This window comes from Desulfatibacillum alkenivorans DSM 16219, from assembly GCF_900142135.1.
GTDB classification, from domain to species: Bacteria; Desulfobacterota; Desulfobacteria; order Desulfobacterales; family Desulfatibacillaceae; genus Desulfatibacillum; species Desulfatibacillum alkenivorans.
The window spans coordinates 1-6,045 of sequence record NZ_FQZU01000080.1 but is presented as its reverse complement, the minus strand read 5'-3'; the positions used below and the strand labels follow the sequence as shown (position 1 = coordinate 6,045).

Genomic DNA, 6,045 nt, shown 5'->3' with positions numbered 1-6,045 from the left:
GTTCCTTGGAGGGGCGGCCCTGAGTTTGGCTGAAGCAGGCGGCCAACTTTTCCACGGGCAGATTGGGAAGGCAATGCTCCTTGAAAAGGCCGGCCCAGGAGGCGTCCAGCATGGCTCTGCGTTTGGGGCCGAGATAGGCCCAGGGGTCGAACAGGGGGAGTTGCTTATTGTCACGGATTCGAATCATTGTATTCCTATTAATTATTTGAATTAATTATGGATAGTAGCATAAATCCGATCCTGCGGCAAGCATTATTCCCTATAAAAACAACAAAAAACCGGCCCTGATTGTGGGGGCATTAATCCCGGAAACTTTTTGCCGGGCCATCAATGTTAATCATGTTTTTGGGGGTCCTCCATACTATAATCAAAGGTTATATGCTAACTGGCAAAATAACGAGGACTACTTGCGGGACATGAGCACCATAATGCGGAACTGCAATGAAATCCTTGGCGGGGGATCTGTTATTGCGTGGAACATAGCAAACGGTTCCAAAATGGATCATATTAGTCATCATTCATGCCTCTTTGAAGAAATTGGCTTTCAGTATGTCGACACTATAGCTTGGATCAAATCAGGAGCAAATTTTGACATCAAGAGGAGTTGCCATATCACGACTACTGGGCATTACTATCCTGCACTCCAGTGGGAAGCTATCTTGGTTTACAAAAAGCACGGCCCAATGCCAAAAATGGATTCACAGGGGCAAGAATACATGAGAAGGTTCCAAACCAACGTTTGGGAAGTGACGCAAGTGATATTACAAGGGGAAAAATTCAAACACCCTGCCGTATGCCCTGTGGAAATTCCTTACCGATGTATTCAAAGTTACACCAAAAAGGGAGAAACTGTTTTTGAACCATTTGGAGGATCAGGGACCACCCTTATAGCTGCCGAGATGGCTGGGCGAAGCGCCTTTCTCATGGAGCAACATCCAGCCTACTGTGATGCAATTATCCAGAGGTGGGAGCAATTGACCGGAAAGCAGGCCAAGCTATTAGGTAATATAAGCCATCAAAATGGACAATTGCACAGTCCTTGACTTACAGACAAGCCGACTTTGTTTAGCACCTCCTCCTCTTCAAGGCACAATGCGACACGTAGGTCGGGCCGAGCTTCAAGAACCACATCCAACAATGCGCCATAGAGCTTTATCCTTAATTCCTTCGAAAATCTAGCCCGATGATCCGCCTGACGCATGGTGGTTGAATGGATGGACTGGCTGATTAGGTTGTCCTCCCCAATACTCCCCTCCATCAGGCGTTTAGCGTCCGGGTAGGTACAAATGCCCCCCATTGTCAACCGCTGCAGGGGCACTGACAGCAATAACTCTCGAAGAAATCGGCCATAAATTTCCTCCCATCCCTCAACCGGTATGATGGGCATCAACACTGCGCGCACAGGGTATCCGGCTTTAGCACATCGCTGCATTGCCTGTAAGCGCTGCGCCGGGTGGGGGACGTTGCGTTCAAAACGATCATGGATTTCCGGTGGATTCACACTCCAGGAAAGGATGGTGTGGCCTTGGTGATCCAGGTCCAGGAGATTAGCCACGTCCGCGCTTTTGGTCAGCAGAGTCATGCGGGCGAATGGATGTACAGCGAAAAACGGCACAAGGACGCGGGATGTCCCGCACAAAGGGTCCAAGGCCAGGCCGTCTTGCAGCTTTCCCAAATAAAAAGCGCACACCCCGCCTTGTTTATACGCCTGCCGGTCGATTTCTTGCAGGATTTCAGAAAGATTGACAAACACTTTAACCGCCGGTGAAAAAACAAACGTGCGCGTTCCGGAAAGATAGCAGTAGGTGCATCCATAAAAGCAGAATCCGTAAGGGGAAAAATGCCAGTAGTTCGGACAGGTATTGCTCGCTTCATTGCTGAATCGAACCGCACTTTGATGCTCCCCGAAAACAAGGGTTTGTTTCCCCATTCGAAGGCGCAATGCAGGATCTTTGCCGTCTGGAGCAATCCGGTTGTGGGGCGTATCCGGCTTTTCGATGATTTCCGCCTCAGGATACAAGGCTATGATTTTGGAAATATAGCTCCTTCGTTCGTGTGTCGTGCAGGCGCCCTTTGCAAGCACGATTCGGCGTACATAGAAATGTTCGGGCCGCTTTGGCGTGTAATCAATCGGGAGTGCATAGGAACCAGCATGCTGGAAGAACATGGCATTACCTCCACCACAAAGGAAAAGTCGGTTTATGTATCACTCCGCCGCCCAATTTTCCACGACCAATCCTGGAACCCGTTCGAACTCGCGGGCATTGTTGGTGACGAGGATCGCGGAAAGGGACAAGGCGTGGGCCGCGATGAGCATATCCATGGGGCCGATGGGCTTTCCGGCCTTTTCCAGCCCGGCCCTCAGCGCGCCGTAACATGCGGCCGCCTCATTGCCGAACGCCTCGATTTCAAGCGGAGCCAGAAATCCGGTGAGAGCGTCCCTATTTTGTTCCGGCTTGCCGCTTTTAGCAATTCCATATTCCAGTTCTGCAAGAGTGATGCTTGATATGCCCACGTCTGAAATGGATAAGGCCCGAAGCCGATCCACAACCGCCGTCGGCCTCCTTTTGATTAGATAAATGCAGATATTTGTGTCTAGCATGTAGCGCATCACAAAGATTCCCTGTCATCCTGGCCGGGCTGCTTCCTGTCTTCCATGAAATCCTCAGTAAACAAATCCAGGCTCTGGACGAGAGAACTCCACGGATCCCCCTTTGGAGACAGCACCACGTTCCGCCCAACCTTCTTGATTAATACTTCCTCTCCCTCGAATTGAAATTCCTTGGGCAGCCTCACCGCCTGGCTGTTGCCGTTTTTAAAAAGTTTCGCCGTATTCATAACTGCCTCCTTGTAATATATATTGAAGTATATACTTTTTAGGTTCTTATTGGCAAGGAGTTTTCGGTCCTTTGAAGGCAAGGAACTTTGCTGTAATTACTCGGATATTCATGGGCGGGGGGCGCTGTTGTCATAGCTTCACAAAAATGGGCTTACTATTTTCCAGCGCTTTCATGGAACGGGGGAAATGCACCAGCGCCTCCTTGAACGACTGACAAGCGGCCTTTCGGACAGTCGGGTTTCTGATTAAATTTAATTGGATACATCTATTTGAATTAATTAGAAGTATTTAAGTGCGCAACAGGTTGGGCCTGAAATGATTGTGGAATTAAGTTCAGATGCCACCATAGAACTATATTTGCTGATTTAGTCAATATACTAGTTGGTTACAGACTGTCCAAGAGAATGTCCAAATGGCTTGATTATACTGCTTATGGTAGCCCATTGGTAGCCGGGCAAGAAAAAGGGCGATGCGGTGATTTTCACCGATCGCCCAAGATCTTCTTTTTGCTTTGTTTTTTTGGTCGGGGCGAGAGGATTTGAACCTCCGACCCCTTGAACCCCATTCAAGCCCGAAAATTAGGCAACTTACTGCCCTCACAATAAAAACTTGCATCTAAAAGGTTTTCTCGTCAAGTTCCATGTCGAGATGATCCCATCTGTTCTCATGATTCCGGTTTGTCCGCATCATTTTCAAGAATCTTGCTTATAAAGCTGGATACTGCGTTAGAGGCGTCTCTCTTCCCGGCAGTCATTATGTGCGCGTATTTCTGGGTGGTCCTGATTGAGCTGTGTCCCAAAAGCCCTTGCAAAATTCTTATGTCCTTGGCTACCAGGAGCGAATAGGTCGCGTAGGTGTGTCTGAGGTCGTGGAATCGGAAGTCTTTGATTTCAGCATCCTTCAACGCGGCTTTCCATGCCTTTTTGATATCCACAAGCGGTTTTCCCGTATGCTTGTTTTCAAAGACAAACCCGGACTCGTGCTTCTGCAAGTTTTGTTTGAAGACCATTTCCAGTTCACCGGGCAGAGGGATTGTCAATGGCCTCTTTCCTTTCGTTTCACTGCCCGGCACGGTGATAAGCTGATTTCCAAAATCAAGATGACGCTTATGCAGGTTGAGAATCTCCCCTTTCCGCATCCCCGTCAAAATAGCCGTTAAAACTATTTCACGAAGCACTCCCGTGGACTTGGACATAAGCGCGGATAACTCATCTTCGGTGAGGTATCTTGTGCGCGGGAACTCGTCGAATTTATCGAAGCCGTCAAATGGATTCGGTTTGACGCCTGCCTTGTTATATGCGGCCCGGCAATAGAACATGTGGCGGTTGATGGTAGGGCCGGACAATCCTTCATCCCATTTCTGCTTCTGGTAACGCTTTACGTCCGAGGGGGAAATGGTGCGTTTTCCTTTGAAGAAAGTCTCAAAATGACGCTTGAGATACCTGTATGACTCCCACGTTTTTGGACGGTGCATTTCCAGATAGTCCGCATACTCCTTAAATACCTGGCCGGGAGACTTGCTGGTTTGCTTTCTCCTGGGAGTTTCTGCGCTGGTGAGTATTCGCGCCCATGTCGCGTCCAACTGCTGCTGTGCTTCGCGCTTATTCATTTCTGATTTAGCGCCGATGTATCCACGGTATCGCTTACCTTTGACGGTAAAGTCATAGTACCACCATGGAATGCCCTTACGCTCCACAATGAAAGGTGTTTTTCTAATCATGTGAGATAGTTATGCCATATATATCCACAAAATACAACAACTATTTTTATTGATATTGAAAAAACTGATAGTATAGAATACAAATTGAATATTTGAAGTTAAATAATGGAATCAATTTTGCAAAAATTATAGACAAAAAACCATATTTTGATTTAGATTTGAATACTATTAATAATTTTTGATATTTTTAAAAAATATTGATGAATGACTTTTCAAACTTTTGAAACTATAGATTAGAAATTTTTTTAGATATGAATCTCTTAATGAATGGTTATTCAGGATAAGTTACGTTGGGGGCAACTGAGAAATTCGATCCATAGGTGGTTTTACCGAAAGCCCTGGCGAGATTAAAGGCTATCTCAATGGAGACGCCCCGGCAGAAGGAAGGAAGCCTGACATCTATTTTCGCCGGGAATCGCTCCAAACAATAATCTTACTTTAAGAACCTAAGTCATCCAGCATCGCCTTTGTAATGCCCATCTTCGTTGACAAGTCCAGGGGAGGATGACCAATATCCATAAGGCTCCCGAACATGGTAAACCGCCCAACCTCACATGTAATGCCCATTCCGTTTCTCGCTAAGCGCTCATTGACCAACGTGGTTATTCTTATAGCCAAATCCCTATCATCGATAGGAATGCCGGTATAAGAACCTCTGGCAAGGCTTGCAGAGACCATCAGAAGACCTCGGTTTTTACGTGAGCCGTCCTCTGATCTTATAACTGACTGCGCTGGACTGAACGGTGTTCGTGCACTAAAAGAGATAGACGAAAAAGGTTTAAGTGCCATATAAAGTTCTGTGCTTTGGGGAACGGCCGCCTCTAAAACCGGAAACACCGCTATCCTCCCATCACAATAGTCTTCTATAACCCTCTCAACAAGGTGGTGTGCGGGAATACCCCTCAAGGATTGTCCATTGTTCTCCTTGTATAGTACGCGCACCGGCGCTCCTAAAATCTGAATATCGTAGAGGCTTGTTACAACGATTTGTTTGAGAGATTCCTTCACCCCCAACCATACGGTAAATTTAAGACTATCATCTCGGAGAATTTCAGTGAGAAAAGAAAGACCATATCTGTCACCTTTAATATCTCTATCAATTTGATAGGCAATTGCATAGTTCCCAAGAGTTTGAATCAGAGGCCGTTTTTTGTTCGGCTGCGAGTCTCTAATTAATGCCAGTATGTTGATTATGTTATATAATTCTGGTTGATTTTGAATATAGGGAATATTGCCATTAACAAGATGCGAGAGCATATCTTTGGGCGGAGGGACTGTTTTTCTCCTGTTTAGTGGTGCGTGGATAGGTTCACTGGCTTTTATTTGTTTTGTAACCGTCTAAACAACCGCATCTTCACGGGTTAATCGGGATGTGGCATAAGAATTTCCATCTTTTGAAAGGAGATTCCATGTCGCAAGAAGCCATTTATCCGACGAAGAGCCGAGAAGATCGTTTTTCCGCACCAAGCCAAGACCTGTCCGATCC

7 protein-coding genes are annotated in these 6,045 nt (G+C 46.7%); 1 reads left to right on the top strand and 6 read right to left on the bottom strand.

Translation table 11 applies throughout. From position 1 onward, the window contains the following. The coding region (locus tag BUE18_RS26985) for a hypothetical protein (protein ID WP_211482854.1) at window positions 1-187 on the bottom strand (187 nt) is incomplete at its 3' end. Window positions 188-290: 103 nt separating this feature from the next. Here BUE18_RS26985 and BUE18_RS26980 point away from each other — a divergent pair. Next, the gene (locus BUE18_RS26980) at window positions 291-1,043 is read left to right on the top strand and encodes a DNA-methyltransferase (protein ID WP_073479219.1); all 753 of its coding nucleotides are present in this window, start codon (window positions 291-293) and stop codon (window positions 1,041-1,043) included. On the opposite strand, the gene BUE18_RS26975 is transcribed toward BUE18_RS26980, so the two are convergent. The 5 genes from BUE18_RS26975 to BUE18_RS26950 form a co-directional block, all read right to left on the bottom strand. Then, the gene (locus tag BUE18_RS26975; RefSeq protein ID WP_073479218.1) at window positions 1,016-2,167 is read right to left on the bottom strand and encodes an SPL family radical SAM protein; all 1,152 of its coding nucleotides are present in this window, start codon (window positions 2,165-2,167) and stop codon (window positions 1,016-1,018) included. The genes BUE18_RS26980 and BUE18_RS26975 overlap by 28 nt on opposite strands. A gap of 39 nt (window positions 2,168-2,206) precedes the next feature. Beyond that, window positions 2,207-2,602: a type II toxin-antitoxin system tRNA(fMet)-specific endonuclease VapC gene (gene vapC / locus BUE18_RS26970; RefSeq protein ID WP_244549388.1), complete on the bottom strand. Its 396-nt coding sequence runs from the start codon at window positions 2,600-2,602 to the stop codon at window positions 2,207-2,209. Window positions 2,603-2,610: 8 nt separating this feature from the next. After that, window positions 2,611-2,838, bottom strand: coding sequence for a type II toxin-antitoxin system antitoxin VapB (gene vapB, locus BUE18_RS26965; protein WP_073479216.1), 228 nt, complete (start codon window positions 2,836-2,838; stop codon window positions 2,611-2,613). Window positions 2,839-3,503: 665 nt separating this feature from the next. Next, complete coding sequence (locus BUE18_RS26955) at window positions 3,504-4,559, bottom strand: tyrosine-type recombinase/integrase (protein ID WP_073479215.1); 1,056 nt, start codon at window positions 4,557-4,559, stop codon at window positions 3,504-3,506. 438 nt (window positions 4,560-4,997) lie between these two features. Beyond that, the gene (locus BUE18_RS26950; RefSeq protein ID WP_073479214.1) at window positions 4,998-5,816 is read right to left on the bottom strand and encodes a hypothetical protein; all 819 of its coding nucleotides are present in this window, start codon (window positions 5,814-5,816) and stop codon (window positions 4,998-5,000) included. Between the last annotated feature and the right edge of the window lie 229 nt (window positions 5,817-6,045).